Genomic DNA, 17,474 nt, shown 5'->3' on the forward strand with positions numbered 1-17,474 from the left:
TCAGGACTGTTCCGCCGCTCGGCGCAGCAACAGCTCCCGCTCCCGCTCGTTCCGGGTCAGGGCCGCCGCCCGTTCGAACTCCGCCCGGGCCTCGGCCGTACGGCCGAGGCGGGCCAGGAGGTCACCGCGGACGCTGGGCAGCAGATGGTAGTCGCGCAGGGCGGGGGCGCCGGTCAGGGCGTCGACGAGGGCGAGGGCCGCGGCCGGGCCCTCGGACATCGAGACGGCCACCGCGCGGTTCAGCTCCACGACGGGGGACGGGGAGCGGGCGGCCAGGAGGCTGTAGAGGGTGGCGATGCGGGACCAGTCGGTCTCCTCGTAGGTGTACGCGTGCGCGTGGCAGGCGGCGATGGCCGCCTGGAGGAGGTAGGGGCCCGGGGCGCCGGAGGAGGTGGCCTCGGCCTGGCCCAGTGCGGTGATGCCGCGGGCGATGAGCATGCGGTTCCAGCGGGAGCGGTTCTGGTCCTTCAGGAGGACCGGCTCGCCGGAGGGGCCGGTGCGGGCGGCCGTGCGGGAGGCCTGGAGCTCCAGGAGCGCGGTGAGGCCGTGCACTTCGGGTTCCTTCGGCATGAGGCCCGAGAGCACCCGGGCCAGGCGCAGGGCGTCCTCACACAGGGACGGCCGCAGCCAGTCGTCCCCGGCCGTGGCGGCGTACCCCTCGTTGAAGATCAGGTAGATGACGTCGAGGACCGAACCGAGACGGGCCTCGCGGTCGGGGCCGTGCGGCACCTCGAAGGCGACGTTCTTCGTCGCGAGGGTGCGCTTGGCGCGGACGATGCGCTGCGCGATCGTCGGCTCCGGGACGAGGAAGGCACGGGCGATCTCGGCCGTGGTCAGGCCGCCGAGCAGACGCAGGGTGAGGGCGGTACGGGCCTCGGTGGACAGCACCGGGTGGCAGGCGGTGAAGACCAGGCGGAGCAGGTCGTCGTCGATGTCGTCGGGGTCGGCGGGCTCCTCCGGGGGAGTCGTGGCCGACAGGTCGCGGCCGATGTCCGCGAGTTTGCGGGCGTAGTTCTCCCGGCGCCGGACCAGGTCGACGGCACGGTGGCGGGCGGTGGTCATGAGCCAGGCGCCCGGGTTGTCGGGCACCCCGTCCCTCGGCCACCGCTCCAGCGCCGCGACCAGCGCGTCCTGCGCGAGTTCCTCGGCGATCCCGACGTCCCGGACGACCCGGGTGACACCGGCGATGATCCGGGGCGACTCCATACGGAAGACGGTCTCGATGACCTCGGCGATCCGGTCGGGCCGGGGTGGGGCGGGCCGCGGGGGCGGGGCCGGTTGCGGGTCCGACGGCGGCTGCGGGGCCGGGACCGGTTGCGAGACCGACGGGGGCCGGCAGACCGGATGGGGCTGCGGGTCCGACGCCGGCTGCGAGGCCGGGACCTGCTGCGGGTCCGGTGGGGGTTGGGAGGCCGGGGTGGGCTGCGGGGTCACAGCCCACCATCAGACACCCGTGGTGCCGGTCGGCCAAGCGGAGCGGAACCGGCGCGCGGGCCGGTCAGTCCTCGGCGATCTGCCGGACCTCCGCGGTGATCGTCCAGTAGTCCTCGTGCAGGGACAGGAACCGCTTGGTCCACTCGATCGCCTCGGCCTTGTCCTTGCACTGACTGATCGAGTAACCGCCGATGACCTCCTTGGACTCGGTGAACGGCCCGTCGGTGACGGAGAGCTGCCCGCCCTCCCAGGTCACCCGGCTGCCGTCCGAGGTCGGCGTGAGCCCGGCCGTGTCGAGCATGACCCCCGCCTTGGTGATCTCCTCCAGCAGCTTGCCCATCCGCTCCATGAGCTCGGGGCTGGGGCCCTCGGCGGGTACGTTCTTCTCGTCGATGCGGATCAGGGTGAGAAAGCGCGGCATGGTGACTCCCAGGGGGCTTCGGGAGCGGGGCTCCTCCCCGCTCTCACCCCTGCGTCGATCGGGAGACCGCCGGATCGACATGCCCGCCGGAATTTCTCGAAGATTTTTTCCGGGACACGTTCGCGCAGGTCAGCGCATGCCCGTGCGGGTCAGCGCAGCCCCGCAGGTCAGCGCAGCGACTCCCACAGCTTCCCCGCCTCCGGCTCCTCCGCCATCACCCGGTTGGGATCCGACGGGGCCTGCACCACGGGCATCGTCACCGTCCGTACCCTGCTCGCCGGGAGGCCCTTCAGGCTCTGGGCGAGCCGGGTCAGTTCGGCCAGGGAGTCCAGGCCGGTGTCGGTGGTGAGGCCGGCGGTGACCGTGTCCGCGACGCGGTACAGATGGGCCGGGTCGGTGAGCAGGTCCTGGGAGGCGATCTGCTCCAGCAGGGCCTTCACCAGCTTCTGCTGGAGGCCTATGCGGCCCAGGTCGCTGCCGTCGCCGATGCCGTGCCGGGTGCGGGCCAGCGCGAGGGCCCGGGTGCCGTCGAGGTGGTGGGTGCCCGCCTCGAGCCGCAGATGGCTGTCCTCGTCGGAGATGTCCTCGTCCGTGGTGACGGTGACGCCGCCGAGCGCGTCGACCAGCCGGGCGAACCCCGAGAAGTCGATCTCGAGGTAGTGGTCCATGCGGACGTTCGTCATCTCCTCGACCGTCTTCACCGCGCAGACCGGTCCGCCGACCTCGTAGGCGCTGTTGAACATGGAGTGGTGGGCGACCGCCGTCGACCCGCCGGACGGGCGCGGGCAGGGCGGCCGGGTGACCAGGGTGTCGCGCGGGATGCTCACCACCGTCGCGCTGGTCCGCCCGGCGTCGAGGTGGACGACCATCGCCGTGTCGGAGCGGGCGCCGGAGCTGTCGCCGCCGCCGAGCCGGCGGTTCTCCTCGCCGCTGCGCGAGTCCGAGCCCAGGACCAGGATGTTGAGGGCCTCGCCCGGCAGGGCCGGGCCCGAGGGCGACGGTGTGGTCACCGGCTTCGGCGGCCGGTTGTCGCCCAGGGCGTTGTCGATGTCGACGCCGGTGATGTTGTCGCTGAGATGCCAGTAGGCCCAGCCCGCCGCTCCGGCGCCCAGCACCAGCGTCCCCGCCAGAGTCAGGCCGGCGATCTTCAGCGCTCTGGACCGCCGGCCCACGTCTGTGCCCTCGTCCCCGTTGAGTCCCGTCACGGGCAGGAACGTAAGTCCGAATTATTACGGGCAGGGAGCCCAGGGAGCCCTTTCTTCGGAAATTCTCAGACTTCAGGACCCGGACTCACCCCCGGTGACACCACCGGCCCCGGATTGCTGCCGCTCCCCGAGCCGTTGCACCCGAACGTCACCGAACCGCCGTCCGGCACAGAGCTGTTGCAGGCGCATCCGAAAGTTTCGATGGTGTAACCGATTGGCGTCGGTGCGGTGTGGAGGCGTCCGGAACACCCGCCCCTATGGCACCGGCTGTTCCGCGGGCCCCGCCGTGCTGCTGCGCACCACCAGACTCGTCGCCAGCTCCACTCTCGTCGCCGCCGGAGTCCCCTCGTCCCGCCCGAGGTCGAGGACCAGCTTGGCCGCCGCCTCGGCCATCTCCGTCAGCGGCTGCCGTACGGTCGTCAGCGGCGGGCCGACCCAGGGCGCCACCGGCAGATCGTCGAAGCCGACCACGCTCAGGTCCTCCGGGATGCGCAGCCCCAGCTCGCGCGCGGCCTCGTACAGCCCCAGCGCCTGGAGGTCGTTCCCGGCGAAGACGGCGGTCGGCCGGTCCGGGCGGCGCAGCAGTTCCAGGCCCCGCCGGTAGCCGGCCTCGTGGTGGAAGTCGCCGGTCGCGATCAGGGCGGGATCCACCGGCAGCCCGGCCGTCTCCAGCGCGGCCCGGTAGCCGTCGACCCGGGCCCGGCTGCACATCATCTGCGAGGGCCCGCTGATCGCGCCGATCCTGCGGTGCCCCAGCTCGACCAGATGCCGGGTGGCGGCGAGACCGCCCTGCCAGTTGGTCGCGCCGATGGACGGCACGTCGGCGCCGGGGTCGCCCGCCGGGTCCATCACCACGAACGGGATGGAGCGGCTGGTCAGCAGCGCCCGCTGGGACTCGTCGAGCCCGGACAGGACCAGGATCACGCCGTGCGGCCGGCGCGCGGCGACCTGGTCGGCCCAGGTCCGCCCCGGCGTGAGCCGCCCCGCGCTCTCGGACAGCACGACACTGAGCCCGGCGTCCCGGGCCACGTTCTCCACGCCCCGGATGACCTCCATCGCCCAGGCGCTCTCCAGCTCGTGGAAGACCAGGTCGATCAGGGGTGAGCGGGTCGCCTCGGCACGGCGGCGCCGGTAGCCGTGGGCGCGCAGCAGGTCCTCGACGCGGGACCGGGTGGCCGGGGCGACGTCGGCCCGGCCGTTGAGGACCTTCGAAACAGTCGGCGCCGAGACGCCCGCCTCACGGGCGATCTCGGCGAGCGTCGCGGTCTGCGCGGTGCGCCCCTGCGTCCGGGTCTGCGTCCGGCTTTCAACGGGCTCCGGGGATGTCATGGCGGCGATCGTAACCCTGCGGACCCCCTTGACGAAGTCCTCGCACCGCCATAGGTTCCCGGAACATTCGAAGTTCATAACGAAACATTCGTGGATACGTTCGTGAGAGGGCCGTCCGTCCACCCGACAGGAGCTTCATGACCACCGCGCCCTGGCGTGACCCCGCGCTGCCCGCCGCCGCCCGCGTCGACGACCTGCTCTCCCGGATGACCCTGGAGGAGAAGACCGCCCAGCTGTACGGCGTGTGGGTGGGCGCCGCGACGGACGGCGACGGAGTCGCTCCGCACCAGCACGACATGAGCGTCGAGTACGACTGGGCCGAGCTGATCACCCACGGCCTCGGCCAGCTGACGCGCTCCTTCGGCACCGCCCCCGTGGAGCCGGCGCTCGGCGCGCAGGCCCTGGCGCGCGCCCAGCGCCGCATCGCCGCGGCCGGCCGCTTCGGCATCCCCGCGATCGCGCACGAGGAGTGCCTGGCCGGCTTCACCGCCTGGCAGGCCACGGCCTATCCGGTCCCACTGGCCTGGGGTGCGACCTGGGATCCGCCGCTGGTCGAGGAGATGGCCCGCCGCATCGGCGACGACCTGCGCTCGGCCGGCGTCCACCAGGGCCTCGCGCCCGTGCTGGACGTCGTACGCGATCCGCGCTGGGGCCGCGTGGAGGAGACGATCGGCGAGGACCCGTACCTGGTCGGCACGGTCGGCACGGCCTATGTGCGGGGCCTGGAGTCGGCCGGGGTCGTCGCCACGCTCAAGCACTTCGCCGGGTACGCCTCCTCGGCCGGTGCCCGCAATCTCGCCCCGGTGCGGGCCGGGGTCCGCGAGTTCGCCGATGTCACGCTGCCGCCTTTCGAGATGGCCCTGCGCGAGGGCGGGGCCCGCTCGGTGATGGCCGCCTACACCGAGACGGACGGTGTCCCGGCCTCCGCGGACCCCGGGCTGCTGACTCGCCTTCTGCGCGAGGAGTGGGGTTTCACCGGCACGGTCGTCGCCGACTATTTCGGCATCGGCTTCCTCCAGACCCTCCACCGGGTCGCCGGAACACCCGCCGCGGCGGCCCACGCGGCCCTCACCGCCGGCATCGACGTCGAACTGCCCACCGTCAAGTGCTACGGCCGGCCGCTGCTGGAGGCGGTCCGGTCGGGCGAGGTCCCCGAGGAGCTCGTGGACCGCGCGGCTCGCCGCGTGCTGCTCCAGAAGTGCGAACTGGGCCTGCTGGACGAGGACTGGACGCCCGAGCCGGCCACGGCGATCGCCCTCGACTCGACGGGCAACCGGATCCTGGCCCGCCGCCTGGCCGAGGAGTCGGTGGTCCTGCTCGACAACCCCGACGGCCTGCTCCCGCTGGCCCCCGACACCCGCATCGCCGTGGTCGGTCCCCGGGCGGCCGACGCCCTGGCCATGCTGGGCTGCTACTCCTTCCCGTCCCACGTCCTGACCCACCACCCCGACGTGCCGCACGGCATCGAGATCCCGACCGTGCTGGACGCCCTGCGCTCCGAACTCCCCGACGCCAAGGTGACGTTCGCGCAGGGCTGCGACGTGACGGACCCGGACACCGGGGGCTTCGAGGAGGCCATCGCCCGCACCGCCGAGGCGGACGTGTGCGTGGCGGTCCTCGGCGACCGGGCGGGCCTGTTCGGCCGCGGTACCTCCGGCGAGGGCTGCGACGCGACGGACCTGGGCCTGCCGGGCGCCCAGGGCGAGCTGCTGGACGCGCTGGTCGCCACCGGCGTCCCTGTGGTGCTGGTGCTGCTGACCGGCCGGCCCTACGCGCTGGGGCGCTGGCACGGCCGGCTGGGCGCGGTCGTCCAGGCGTTCTTCCCGGGCGAGGAGGGCGGCCCGGCGGTCGCCGGCGTCCTGTCGGGCCGGGTCAACCCCTCCGGCCGCCTCCCCGTCAGCGTTCCGCGGCTTCCCGGCGGGCAGCCCTGGACCTACCTCCAGCCGCCCCTGGGCCTCGCGGGCGAGGTCAGCAACCTCGACCCGACCCCGCTGTACGCCTTCGGCCACGGCCGCTCCTACTCGGCGTTCGCCTGGGAGGCGCCCGCCGCCACCGGGCCGGTCGAGATCGGCACGGACGGCTCGTACGAGGTGTCGGTGACCGTCCGCAACACGGGCGACCGCGAGGGCGCGGAGGTGGTGCAGCTGTATCTGCACGACCCCGTGGCGTCCGTGACCCGCCCCGACATGCGGCTGATCGGCTACCAGCGTGTGACGGCGGCCCCGGGCGACGCGGCCCGGGTCACCTTCCGCTTCCACGCGGACCTGTCGTCCTTCACCGACCGCTCGGGCCGCCGGGTGGTCGAGCCGGGTGCTCTGGAACTGCGGCTGGCGGCGTCGAGCTCCGACGTACGGCACACCGCGCACCTCACCCTGACGGGTCCGGTCCGGATGCTCGGCACCGACCGCCGGCTGCGCTGCGAGACCGAGGTGTCGTAGGACCCGGGCCGGCCCCGGTCAGTCGTCGGTGACCGACTCGAACCGCCACCGGTGCACCGCCCGCGTGACCAGTTCCCGGTCCGGCTCCGGCAGTTCGGGCAGCTCGGCGTCGTAGGGCGCGTCCCACCAGGTGATGACGAGGACCCGGTCCTGCGGCGCCCGGAAGATCTCCCGGCGCAGGGGCTCCCGCGCGAGTTCCTGCGCCCGCGCCCAGGCGAGCAGGTCGGCGCCCCGCCCCTCGGACGCCCGGGCCTCCCACATCAACGCGACCGTCACGAGTAGAGGTTCTCCTTGCTGACCTCGTGCACATGGTCGTGGTCGTGCCCGGGCACGTGCGGCTCGGTCACCGGCAGGGACGAGTCCGCCGACAGGTCCCAGGCCGACGCAGCCCGGTTCCGGGCGACCATCTCGGCGCCCAGGGCGGCGACCATCGCGCCGTTGTCCGTGCACAGCTTGGGCCGCGGCACGCGCAGCCGGATGCCGGCGGCCTCGCAGCGCTCCTGGGCGAGGACGCGCAGCCGGGAGTTGGCCGCCACGCCGCCGCCGATCATCAGGTGGTCGACGCCCTCGTCCTTGCAGGCCCGGACGGCCTTGCGGGTCAGCACGTCGACGACCGCCTCCTGGAAGGACGCCGCCACGTCCCGCACCGGCACCTCCTCCCCCGCCGCCCGCCTGGCCTCGATCCAGCGGGCCACGGCGGTCTTCAGCCCCGAGAAGGAGAAGTCGTAGGCCGGGTCGCGAGGGCCGGTCAGGCCCCGGGGGAAGGTGATCGCGTTCGGGTCGCCCTCCTTGGCGTACCGGTCGATGACCGGGCCGCCGGGGAAGCCGAGGTTCAGCACGCGGGCGATCTTGTCGAAGGCCTCGCCGGCCGCGTCGTCGATGGTGGCGCCCATCGGGCGGACGTCGGAGGTGATGTCCGAGGACAGCAGCAGCGAGGAGTGGCCGCCGGAGACCAGCAGGGCCATGGTCGGCTCGGGCAGTGCGCCGTGCTCCAGCTGGTCCACGCAGATGTGCGAGGCGAGGTGGTTGACGCCGTAGAGCGGCTTGCCGAGGGCGTAGGCGTAGGCCTTCGCCGCGGAGACGCCGACCAGCAGGGCACCGGCGAGGCCGGGACCGGCGGTGACGGCGATGCCGTCGAGGTCGCGGGCGGTGACGCCCGCCTCCTTCAGCGCGCGGTCGATGGTGGGGACCATCGCCTCCAGGTGGGCGCGGCTCGCGACCTCCGGGACGACGCCGCCGAAGCGGGCGTGCTCGTCGACGCTGGAGGCGACGGCGTCGGCCAGCAGGGTGGTGCCCCGGACGATGCCGACGCCGGTCTCGTCGCAGGAGGTCTCGATTCCCAGTACGAGGGGTTCGTCAGCCATTGATCTCGGTTCCTTGTACGGAGTTCTCGGGGGCGGTCAGGCGCATCACCAGGGCGTCCACGTTCCCGGGCTGGTAGTAGCCGCGCCGGAAGCCGATGGGCTCGAAGCCGAAGCGCTCGTACAGCTTCTGTGCGCGGACGTTGTCGACCCGGCACTCCAGCATCACCTCGGCGCACTCGAAGGCGCCGGCCGCCCGCAGCAGTTCGGCCAGCAACCGTCCGCCGAGGCCGGTGCCCCACAGCTCGCGGGCCACGGCGATGGTCTGGACGTCGGCCTGCTCACCGGTGGCGACCAGACCGGCGTAGCCGACGATCCGGGAGGCGTCCTCGGCGACCACGTAGCGCCGGTTGGCCCCGGGCCCCCGCGCATGGGCCAGTTCGGACCAGAACATGCCCCGGGACCAGGCGTCCTCGGGGAACAGGGCCCGCTCCAGTTCCAGCACGGAGTCGATGTCCCACCAGCGCATCTCGCGCAGCTCACACGTCACGGGTCCGGTCACTTGGGGGTGACCACCTTGTAGTTCTTGGGGACCTGGGCGTCGGGGCGGCGCAGGTACAGCGGCCGGGGTGCGGGGAGTTCCTCGCCTGCCGCCAGCTTCTCGGCGGCCAGCCGGGCGAGGGCGGCGGCGGACACGTGCTGCGGCTCGTGCGCCTTGGGGAAGGTGTCCGGGTACAGCAGGGCGCCCGCGCCGACCGCGGGCAGCCCCTCGACCTGCTCGGCGATGTCGGCGGGCCGGTCCACCGCCGGGTCGGTGACCCGGGTCCGGGAGTCGCTGTAGCGGGCCCAGTACACCTCCTTGCGGCGGGCGTCGGTCGCGACGACGAACGGGCCCTCCAGGTCGGCGGCGTAGGCGAGGCCGTCCAGTGTGCACACGCCGTGCACGGGGACGCCGAGCGCGAGCCCGAAGGTGTCCGCGGTCATCAGGCCGACGCGCAGCCCGGTGTACGGTCCCGGACCGATCCCGGCGACGACCCCCGTGACGGCGTCGAGCCGCAGACCGGCCTCGGCGAGGATCCGGTCGATCGCCGGCAGCAGCAGTTCCCCGTGCCGCCGCGCGTCCACCTGACTCGAGGAGGCGATGACATCGCGTCCGTCGTGCAGCGCGACGGTGACGGCGGGCGTGGCGGTATCCAGAGCGAGCAAGAGCACGCAAACAGCCTACGGCTCTCCGGGGCCCGGCACGGCCGCACCTGTCGGGTCGTCACGTGCTGCTACCGTCACCTACCGTCACGACAGCGATACGACGTGAGGTGGACTCCGGTGTCAGCCAGCAGCTCGGGAATCGTGGCCGGGCTCACCGCCGCGGCCCTCGCGACGGTCGGCTACCTCGCCCACCAGGCGGCCGAGTCCCTCCCCGCCGGCCTGGGCAGAGCGGCGCACGCGGGCGCCGCACCGGCGGCCGGCACATCGAAGGCGCCCCCGGTGAAGAAGAACCCCACCGCACTGCCCGGCGACTCGGGCAAGGGCGCCAGGGTCGTGTACTCGCTGCGCGGGGACCGGGTGTGGCTGGTCGCCGGGGACGAGGCGGTCAGCCGTACGTTCCGGGTCGACCCGAGCGCGGTGGACCCGGCGCCGGGCAGCTACTCGGTGACGTCCCGCTCGAACTCGGTCACCGGGTCCGACGGCGTCCCGGTCGAGCACGTGGTGCGCTTCGCGACCGTGGACGGCGTGGTCATCGGCTTCAGCGCGGCCGTGGAGGGCTCGACCGCGCCCGCCCCCGACCCGAAGGTCCGCACGGGCGGCATCCGCGAGTCCCGCGCGGACGGCGACGCGATGTGGACGTTCGCGACGATCGGCCGCACGGTCGTGGTCGTGCACTAGGACCGGCCGTCCGGGCCGGGCCGGACCTAGGCCGCCTCGCGGTGCTCGGGGACCCGCTCGGAGAACTCCGGCTGGGGAGCGCGCGGGGGCGTGGAGATCAGCGCCGCCGCCTCGCCGGCCGCCAGCAGGTCGCGCATGGACACCCCGGTGACCGCGAACCGCTGCGGCTGCCCCTTGCTCTCTGTAGCCGACATGGACGCCTCCCGAAAGGCCGGGACAAACGAAGTTAGGTACACCTAACTACGAACTGGATACCATGTGACCACGCACAAGACGCCGAACGCAACATCTTGCCGACGTCTTGTCGGAACGTTCATCAAAAGACCGCACACCGGGACCCGGGACGGCGGGAACTCAGGCGGCGAGCACGCTCAGGTCCGCCTCCGCCCAGCGTTCCCCCAGACCGGTGACCGTCATCTGCCGGACCTCGTCGGTCGTGTCGCCCACCGCCCGGTGGATCACGACCTGGAGCCGGTCCTCGGTCAGCTCCTCGACCTTGCCCTCACCCCACTCCACGACCACCACGGAGTCGGGCAGCGAGACGTCGAGGTCGAGGTCCTCCATCTCGTCGAGACCGCCGGAGAGCCGGTAGGCGTCGACATGGACCAGCGGCGGCCCCTCGCCCAGCGAGGGGTGCACCCGGGCGATCACGAACGTCGGCGAGGTGACGGCCCCGCGCACGCCCAGTCCCTCGCCCAGGCCACGGGTCAGCGTCGTCTTGCCCGCGCCGAGCTCCCCGCTGAGCATCACCAGGTCACCGGCGCGCAGCAGTTTCGCGAGCCGGCGGCCCAGCTCCCGCATCTGCTCGGGGGACGTGACGACGATCTGGACGGATCCGGACTCAGCCGGGCTGTGCGGTGCTGGTGCTTCCATAGCCCTTCACGGTAGCCCCTGCGGGCACGGCACCCGTGCGGGTGAGCAGGTCGGCGAGGCGGTCGGTGACCACTTCCGGGTGTTCCAGCATCACCAGGTGTCCGGCGTCCGGCACCAGCACCAGCTCGGCGTCCGGCAGCAGATCGGCGATGGCCTCGCTGTGCTCACTCGGCGTGACCAGGTCCTGCACCCCGGCCAGGACGAGCACGGGCAGGTCCGCGAAGTGGGCGAGCGCCTCGGTCTTGTCGTGGTCGTTGAACGCCGGGTAATACTCGGCGACCACGTCGATCGGCGTGCTCTCGATCATCCGCTCGGCGAACCGGGCGACGGCCGGGTCGACGTCCCGGGACGCGAACGAGTACCGCTTGATGATCCCGGCGAACAGGTCCGCGGTCGCCCGGCGTCCCTTCTCCACCAGCTCGGCCCGCTGCCCCAGCGCCTTCAGCACCCCGGGCAGCACCCGCCGCACCGCGTTGACCCCGGCGACCGGCAGGCCGTAGTTGACCTCGCCGAGCCGCCCCGAGGACGTCCCCACGAAGGCGACCCCGACGACCCGCTCGCGGATCAGCTCGGGGTACTGGTCGGCCAGTGCCATGACCGTCATGCCGCCCATGGAGTGCCCGACGAGCACGAGCGGGCCCTCGGGGGCCGCCGCGTCGATGACGGCCTTGAGGTCGCGGCCGAGCTGCTCGATGGTGATCGGCTCGTCGTCCCGCGTCTGGGCCAGGCCCCGCCCGGACCGGCCATGGCTGCGCTGGTCCCAGTGCACGGTCCGCACGACGCCTCGCAGGGCCGCCCGCTGGAAGTGCCAGGAGTCCTGGCTGAGGCAGTAGCCGTGGCTGAAGACGACGGTGACGGGGGCGGGCGACTTGCGGCCGAAGAGCCGTCGGCGGCGCGGGCCGATGGCGGCGGGGGCGGCCTCCGGGTCGAGGTCGTCGACCTCGTAGTACAGCTCGGTGCCGTCGTCGGCGAACGCCTTGCCGGGCATGCCGCGCAGCGAGCCGTACGGCCCGGCCGAGTCCAGGGCGAGCCGGGCCTTCTGGCGCATGCCGCGGCCGACGGTCATCCGCTCCAGGGCGACGCCGGCGGCCGCGCCCGCGGCCACCACGCCTATCGCCACGCCGGCGATGCCGGTCGCCCGGCGCCAGCCTCCCGCGGCCCCCGCGGCGGAGGCCGCGACGGCCGCGGAGGCGACGTCCGCGACGACCTCCGCACTGCTCTCGCTCACGTACCGCTCCTCTTCGCCGGGGTGCTGTCGGGTGCCTCACCGGGCCCGGTGAACCGGTGGGCCCGGTGAGGCAGATGGTGCTGATGTTGTCAGGGCGCCTGGTGTTCCTCGTGTGAGGGGTTCCCCGTCCGAGTTACCCGTCCTGTTCCTCATTCACATAGACGCGAGGAACACGCGTTCCGATCCGGGTCACGATCTCGTAGGCGATGGTTCCGGCCGCCTGGGCCCAGTCCTCCGCGGTGGGCTCGCCCCGGTCGCCGGGCCCGAAGAGGACCGCCTCGGCCCCCGCCGCGGGCTCGTCGCCCCCCAGGTCCACCACGAACTGGTCCATGGCGACCCGCCCGGCGATCGTGCGCCATTTGCCCTCGACCAGGACCGGCCCGGCCGAGGAGGCGTGCCGCGGGATGCCGTCCGCGTAGCCCAGCGGCACCAGGCCGAGGGTGGTCGCGCCGGGTGTCACATAGCGATGGCCGTAGCTGACGCCGTGCCCGCCCGGTACGTGCTTGACCAGGGCCAGCGAGGCGGACAGCGTCATCACGGGGCGCAGCCCGAAGTCGGCCGGGGTGCCCAGCTCGGGGCTGGGCGAGATGCCGTAGGTGGCGATGCCGGTGCGGACCAGGTCGAAGTGGCTCCCGGGGAGCGTGAGCGTGGCCGGCGAGTTGGCGATGTGCCGGACCTCGGGCCGTACGCCCTGTCTCTCGGCGTACGCGACCATCTCGCGGAACACGCCCAGCTGGGCGGCGATGGAGGGATGCCCGGGCTCGTCGGCGCAGGCGAAGTGCGACCACAGCCCCGTGACCCGCAGCAGCCCCTCGGCCTCGGCCCGCAGCGCCGCGCCGACGAGCGCGGCCCAGTCGTCCCCGGGCTGGCACCCGTTGCGCCCCAGTCCCGTGTCCGCCTTGAGCTGCACGCGGGCGGGCCGGTCGGCACCCCTGGCCGCCTCGACGACCTCCTCCAGGGCCCACATCCCGCTGACGGACACGTCCAGCTCGGCCTCGATCGCCTCGCGCCACGGTCCGCCGGGCGTCCACAGCCAGCACATGATGCGGCCCGGCAGCCCGGCGGCCCGCAGGGCGAGGGCCTCCTCGGGCGTGGCCGTACCCAGCCAGCTCGCCCCGGCGGCGACGGCCGCCCGGGCGCACGGCACGGCCCCGTGCCCGTACGCCTCGGACTTCACCACGGCCATCACGGCCGCCCCCGGCGCATGGGCACGCAGGGCCCGCACATTGGCCCGCAGCGCGGCCAGGTCGATCTCGGCACGGGCCCGCAGGGGCGCGGTCGGGGCTGTTCTCTCGCTCATCGCGCCCAGTGTCTCAGAGGGTCCGGACGCCTCTGCGGCGGCAGGCCCGCCGCCGCGTCGGCTCCTGCCTCCGTGCGGAGCCGATCGCAGACCGCCCGGTGCCTTCCAGGTCGAAGCCTTCCAGCCCGTCCGGCGCCTTCCAGACCGAAGCCTGCCAGCCCGCCCGGCGCCCTCCAGACCGAAGCCTTCCAGCCCGCCCGGCGCCCTCCAGACCGAAGCCTGCCAGCCCGCCCGGCGCCCTCCAGACCGAAGCCTTCCAGCCCGCCCGGCGCCTTCCAGACCCAAGCCTTCCAGCCCGTCCGGCGCTTGAGGACGAGGCCGTTCAGGCCGAAGCGGGGGCCCGGGGGCGGCAGCCCCCGGAGTCGGGAAGGGAAGGGGCGGAGGGGGCGACCCGGCCCCCACAGCAACCCCCACCCACTCGCACACACCCCACGTCACTCAGCCGAGAACGTTCCGCCAGGCCTCCGGAACCGCATCCGCCACGTCATGCGCCCCCACCGGCGCACCGTCCGCCGCCAGCCGCCCGGCCAGCCCGTGCAGATACGCCCCCGCACCGGCCGCATCCACCGCCGACAACCCCGCCGCCAGCAACGACCCGCCCAGCCCCGACAGCACGTCCCCGCTCCCGGCCGTGGCCAGCCACCCCGTCCCCGTCGGATTCACCCGCACCGCCCCGCCCCCCGAGTCGGCCACCAGCGTCGTGGACCCCTTCAGCAGCACGGTCGCCCCGTACCGCCGCGCCAGCTCCCGAACCGCCACCAGCCGTCCGCCCTCGACCTCCGCCCGCTCCACCCCCAGCAGGGCCGCCGCCTCCCCCGCGTGCGGCGTCATCAGCGTCGGCGCCCGCCGCCCCCGCACGACCTGCGCGTCCGCCAGCCGCAGCCCGTCCGCGTCGATCAGCACCGGCACGTCCGCCGCCAGCACCTCCGCCACCGTCGCCGCGTCGTCCCCGGCCCCGGGCCCGACGACCCACGCCTGGACCCGCCCGGCGTGCTTCGGCCCCTGATCCGACACGAGCGTCTCGGGAAACCGCGCGATGACGGCGTCCGCGGCCGGTCCGACGTACCGCACGGCCCCTGCCCCGCCCCGCAGCGCGCCCGAGACGGCGAGCACGGCGGCCCCCGGGTACCGCGCCGACCCAGCGGCGATCCCGACCACGCCCCGCCGGTACTTGTCGCTCTCCGCCCCCGGCACCGGCAGCAGTCGCGCCACGTCCTCGTGCTGCAACGCCTCCAGCTCCGGCTCGGCCGGCAGCTCCAGCCCGATGTCGACCAGCCGCACCGACCCCGCGTACTCCCGTGCGGGATCGATCAGGAGCCCCGGCTTGTGCGTCCCGAACGTCACGGTCAGATCGGCCCGCACGGCATGCCCGTGCACCTCCCCGGTGTCGGCGTCGACACCGCTCGGCAGATCGACCGCGACCACGGCTCCGCGCGAGCGCCCGGCGGCTGCGGCCAACGGCACCGCCTCCGGCCGCAGCCCGCCCTTGCCCCCGATCCCGACGATCCCGTCGACGACGAGGTCCGCGCCCTCGACGAGCGCCTCCCCGTCAGCGGCCCCCGCGACCCGTCCCCCGGCCCTCCGCAACGCCGCGAGCCCCGCCGCGTGCGCCCGCTCCGGCGCGAGCAGCACCGCCGTGACCCCGGCTCCCCGGCGGGCCAGCCGGGCTCCGGCGTACAGGGCGTCGCCCCCGTTGTCGCCACTGCCGACCAGCAGCACGACCCTGCTGCCGTACACCCGCCCCAGCAGGTCGGCGCAGGCCGCGGCGAGCCCGGCGGCGGCGCGTTGCATCAGCGCCCCCTCCGGCAGCCGCGCCATCAGCTCCCGTTCGGCGTTCCGGACCGTCTCCACGCTGTACGCAGTACGCATGCGGTCGAGTTTCCCGCAGGACCGCCGCCCCACTCCCCCTCACACGCATCCCCCGCACCGGCGAACCCTGTCGCATCCATTGACGCTTTGCCGCCCCTTTGCCAGACTCCCGCCGCACAGAAAGCGCTTGCCAACTCCCCCTCGTTCGACGAAACCGAGGCCCCCATGGGACGCAGAGCCGCATTACTGGCCGCCGCCGGTGCCACCGCCCTCCTCACCGCCGCCGGCACCCTGACCGCCCCCGCCACGGCCGCCCCCACACGCGCATTGGCCTGCGGAGACGGCTCCTACCAGGCCGAGGCCGTGCAGAGCGGCGGCAGCTGGACCGCCCGGCGCGGGGGCAGCACCGTCCACACCGGCACCGACATGCGCGCGGCCGTCCAGGCCGCCGTCAACAGCCTCACCTCCGGGCGCAGCGCCAAGGAACGGGTCGTGGTCCGCGGCTCGGGTTCCGTCTCGGCGGGCTCCCGCATCTCGCTGCCGAGCTACACCGTCCTCGACGTCTGCGGCACGATCAACGTGACCGGCAGCGGCTCGGGCGACCAGGCGCCGGTCTACTCGCGCGGCACCCGTGACGTCGAGATCCAGAACCTCAAGCTCACCGGCACCCCGCTGTACGGCATCTTCCTGCGCAACGTCCAGAACGTGGTGCTCGGCCAGATCGACATGCGCCTCTCCCGCGGGCTGGGCGTCCGCATCGACAACCGCGGCGACACCAGCCAGTGGACGCGCAACGTCCGCATCGACAACGTCTACGTCTCCGGCGCGTCCAGCCACGCGGTCGAGACCTACGGCGTCGACGGCATCACCATCGGCACGGTGACGGCCCGTAACGTCGGCGAGTCGGGCCTGCTGCTCAACCAGACCATCAACGCCAAGGTCACCAAGGTGGACGCGGAGAACGCCGGCACGGGCACCGGCTACGCCGCCTTCCGCATGGCCAACCGCAACGGCCGGGTCGGCAGCGGCTACCCCACCAACATCCGCGTCGGCGAGGTCGTCGCACGCGGTGGCGGACGCGGCGTGTTCTGCGTCTCGGAGAGCGGCGGGGCCGTCATCGACAAGGTGACGCTGTCCAACACCGGCAACAACTCGGTCCTGATCGAGAACTGCTACAACGTCAGCCTCGCGGCGCAGAGCGGCACCATCACGGGCGGCGGCGAACTGCGCCTGGCGGCCCGCTCGGAGTTCCCCAACAACAAGGACATCACCATCCAGAACCTGACGGTCACCAACTCGGCCATCAGGGAGAGCCCGTGCGGCGAGAACACCACGTTCCGCAACATCACGCGGGTGAACAGCAGCCAGTCGATCTGCTGACCGGGACCCCCATGCTCCGAAGCCCCCGCCGCCACGTCCGGCGGGGACTTCGGGGGTCCCCGCTCGCGGACGACACCCCGGGCGTATGATCGAGCCACGTTTTGAACTCGTTCAAAAGGGGGATCGACGAGACATGACCAGCTCGACAGCGCCCGGCGAGACAGACAGCCCCGCCACCGCCCTCGGCCCGACGGCCCTGATCCTCGGCGCCTTCTCGGCGGCGGGCACCTGGGCGTTCCTGATCCCGTGGACGGTGCTGGCCGGAGCCCTCGCGGTGACGTTCGGGACGATGGGCCTCCACTACGCCCGCAAGGGCACGGGCCGGCTGTGGCCGGCGGCGGCCGGCACGACCCTGGGCGCGATCGGCCTCATCGGCACGATCACGCTGATCTGGTCCCTGGCCTAGATGTACTGACCCGCCGGGTTGCTCACACGCCGCCTCACCCCTCCGCGATCACCACGGCGGAGGCCACCCCCGCGTCATGGCTCAGGGACACGTGCCAGGACCGCACGCCGAGTTCGGCGGCCCGGGCGGCCACCGTCCCGCTCACCCGCAGCCAGGGCCGCCCGCTGCCCTCGACACACACCTCGGCGTCGGTCCAGAGCAGCCCGGGCGGAGCGCCGAGCGCCTTGGCCAGCGCCTCCTTGGCCGCGAACCGCGCGGCGAGGGAGGCGACGCCCCGCCGCTCCCCGCTGGGCAGCAGCAGCTCCCGCTCCACGAACAGCCGCGCGGCCAACGCGGGCGTGCGCTCCAGTGAAGCCGCGAACCGCTCGATCTCGGCAACGTCGATGCCGACCCCGATGATGCTCATGGGCAGCACCCTACGGTGGCGGGCCGGATCCGGCGCGAACGGCTCCCGGGCACCGGCCGG

At 73.6% G+C, this 17,474-nt stretch carries 18 protein-coding genes; 4 read left to right on the forward strand and 14 right to left on the reverse strand.

What is annotated here, in order from left to right:
• The 4 genes from BJ965_RS15130 to BJ965_RS15145 form a co-directional block, all read right to left on the reverse strand.
• A complete protein-coding gene (locus BJ965_RS15130; RefSeq protein ID WP_184909125.1) occupies window positions 1-1,206 on the reverse strand; it encodes an RNA polymerase sigma factor in 1,206 nt (401 codons plus the stop codon).
• A 292-nt stretch (window positions 1,207-1,498) separates the two neighbouring features.
• Window positions 1,499-1,855 (reverse strand): YciI family protein, encoded by a 357-nt coding sequence (locus BJ965_RS15135; RefSeq protein ID WP_184909126.1) that lies wholly within the window; start codon window positions 1,853-1,855, stop codon window positions 1,499-1,501.
• A 167-nt stretch (window positions 1,856-2,022) separates the two neighbouring features.
• Window positions 2,023-3,060 carry an LCP family protein gene (locus BJ965_RS15140; RefSeq protein WP_313666875.1) on the reverse strand — a complete coding sequence of 346 codons (1,038 nt, stop codon included), beginning with the start codon at window positions 3,058-3,060 and terminating at the stop codon, window positions 2,023-2,025.
• A 255-nt stretch (window positions 3,061-3,315) separates the two neighbouring features.
• Complete coding sequence (locus BJ965_RS15145; protein ID WP_184909127.1) at window positions 3,316-4,389, reverse strand: LacI family DNA-binding transcriptional regulator; 1,074 nt, start codon at window positions 4,387-4,389, stop codon at window positions 3,316-3,318.
• A gap of 137 nt (window positions 4,390-4,526) precedes the next feature.
• Between BJ965_RS15145 and BJ965_RS15150 the strand changes: the two genes are divergently transcribed.
• Entirely contained in the window at window positions 4,527-6,827 is a 2,301-nt protein-coding gene (locus tag BJ965_RS15150; protein ID WP_184909128.1) for a beta-xylosidase/alpha-l-arabinosidase, read from the forward strand.
• An 18-nt stretch (window positions 6,828-6,845) separates the two neighbouring features.
• Here the strand turns inward: BJ965_RS15150 and BJ965_RS15155 are convergent, their stop codons facing one another.
• Genes BJ965_RS15155 through tsaB form a run of 4 tightly spaced genes read right to left on the reverse strand, consistent with a single transcriptional unit; the run spans window position 6,846 to window position 9,340 of the window.
• Window positions 6,846-7,103, reverse strand: coding sequence for a hypothetical protein (locus tag BJ965_RS15155; RefSeq protein ID WP_184909129.1), 258 nt, complete (start codon window positions 7,101-7,103; stop codon window positions 6,846-6,848).
• Window positions 7,100-8,191, reverse strand: coding sequence for a tRNA (adenosine(37)-N6)-threonylcarbamoyltransferase complex transferase subunit TsaD (tsaD, locus tag BJ965_RS15160; RefSeq protein WP_030854618.1), 1,092 nt, complete (start codon window positions 8,189-8,191; stop codon window positions 7,100-7,102). The genes BJ965_RS15155 and tsaD overlap by 4 nt, the downstream gene beginning before the upstream one ends.
• A complete protein-coding gene (gene rimI, locus BJ965_RS15165; protein WP_313666876.1) occupies window positions 8,184-8,690 on the reverse strand; it encodes a ribosomal protein S18-alanine N-acetyltransferase in 507 nt (168 codons plus the stop codon). The genes tsaD and rimI overlap by 8 nt, the downstream gene beginning before the upstream one ends.
• Window positions 8,687-9,340 carry a tRNA (adenosine(37)-N6)-threonylcarbamoyltransferase complex dimerization subunit type 1 TsaB gene (gene tsaB / locus BJ965_RS15170; RefSeq protein ID WP_184909130.1) on the reverse strand — a complete coding sequence of 218 codons (654 nt, stop codon included), beginning with the start codon at window positions 9,338-9,340 and terminating at the stop codon, window positions 8,687-8,689. Before tsaB ends, rimI begins: the two co-directional genes overlap by 4 nt.
• A 111-nt stretch (window positions 9,341-9,451) precedes the next feature.
• Between tsaB and BJ965_RS15175 the strand changes: the two genes are divergently transcribed.
• Complete coding sequence (locus BJ965_RS15175; protein ID WP_184909131.1) at window positions 9,452-10,012, forward strand: hypothetical protein; 561 nt, start codon at window positions 9,452-9,454, stop codon at window positions 10,010-10,012.
• Between the two features lie 26 nt (window positions 10,013-10,038).
• On the opposite strand, the gene BJ965_RS15180 is transcribed toward BJ965_RS15175, so the two are convergent.
• The 5 genes from BJ965_RS15180 to BJ965_RS15200 form a co-directional block, all read right to left on the reverse strand.
• Window positions 10,039-10,206 carry a hypothetical protein gene (locus tag BJ965_RS15180; RefSeq protein WP_184909132.1) on the reverse strand — a complete coding sequence of 56 codons (168 nt, stop codon included), beginning with the start codon at window positions 10,204-10,206 and terminating at the stop codon, window positions 10,039-10,041.
• A gap of 160 nt (window positions 10,207-10,366) precedes the next feature.
• Complete coding sequence (gene tsaE, locus BJ965_RS15185; protein WP_030854610.1) at window positions 10,367-10,885, reverse strand: tRNA (adenosine(37)-N6)-threonylcarbamoyltransferase complex ATPase subunit type 1 TsaE; 519 nt, start codon at window positions 10,883-10,885, stop codon at window positions 10,367-10,369.
• Window positions 10,854-12,113 (reverse strand): alpha/beta fold hydrolase, encoded by a 1,260-nt coding sequence (locus BJ965_RS15190; protein ID WP_184909133.1) that lies wholly within the window; start codon window positions 12,111-12,113, stop codon window positions 10,854-10,856. The genes tsaE and BJ965_RS15190 overlap by 32 nt, the downstream gene beginning before the upstream one ends.
• 133 nt (window positions 12,114-12,246) lie before the next feature.
• Window positions 12,247-13,413: an alanine racemase gene (alr, locus tag BJ965_RS15195; protein WP_184909134.1), complete on the reverse strand. Its 1,167-nt coding sequence runs from the start codon at window positions 13,411-13,413 to the stop codon at window positions 12,247-12,249.
• A 438-nt stretch (window positions 13,414-13,851) separates the two neighbouring features.
• Entirely contained in the window at window positions 13,852-15,282 is a 1,431-nt protein-coding gene (locus BJ965_RS15200; RefSeq protein WP_184909135.1) for an NAD(P)H-hydrate dehydratase, read from the reverse strand.
• 165 nt (window positions 15,283-15,447) lie between these two features.
• Between BJ965_RS15200 and BJ965_RS15205 the strand changes: the two genes are divergently transcribed.
• On the forward strand, window positions 15,448-16,602 hold the full coding sequence (locus BJ965_RS15205) for a right-handed parallel beta-helix repeat-containing protein (protein ID WP_184909136.1): 1,155 nt from the start codon (window positions 15,448-15,450) through the stop codon (window positions 16,600-16,602).
• Between the two features lie 133 nt (window positions 16,603-16,735).
• Window positions 16,736-17,008, forward strand: coding sequence for a hypothetical protein (locus BJ965_RS15210; RefSeq protein WP_184909137.1), 273 nt, complete (start codon window positions 16,736-16,738; stop codon window positions 17,006-17,008).
• Between the two features lie 34 nt (window positions 17,009-17,042).
• Here the strand turns inward: BJ965_RS15210 and BJ965_RS15215 are convergent, their stop codons facing one another.
• Window positions 17,043-17,414, reverse strand: coding sequence for a holo-ACP synthase (locus BJ965_RS15215; protein WP_030854589.1), 372 nt, complete (start codon window positions 17,412-17,414; stop codon window positions 17,043-17,045).
• Between the last annotated feature and the right edge of the window lie 60 nt (window positions 17,415-17,474).

This window comes from Streptomyces luteogriseus, from assembly GCF_014205055.1.
Lineage (GTDB): Bacteria > Actinomycetota > Actinomycetes > Streptomycetales > Streptomycetaceae > Streptomyces > Streptomyces luteogriseus.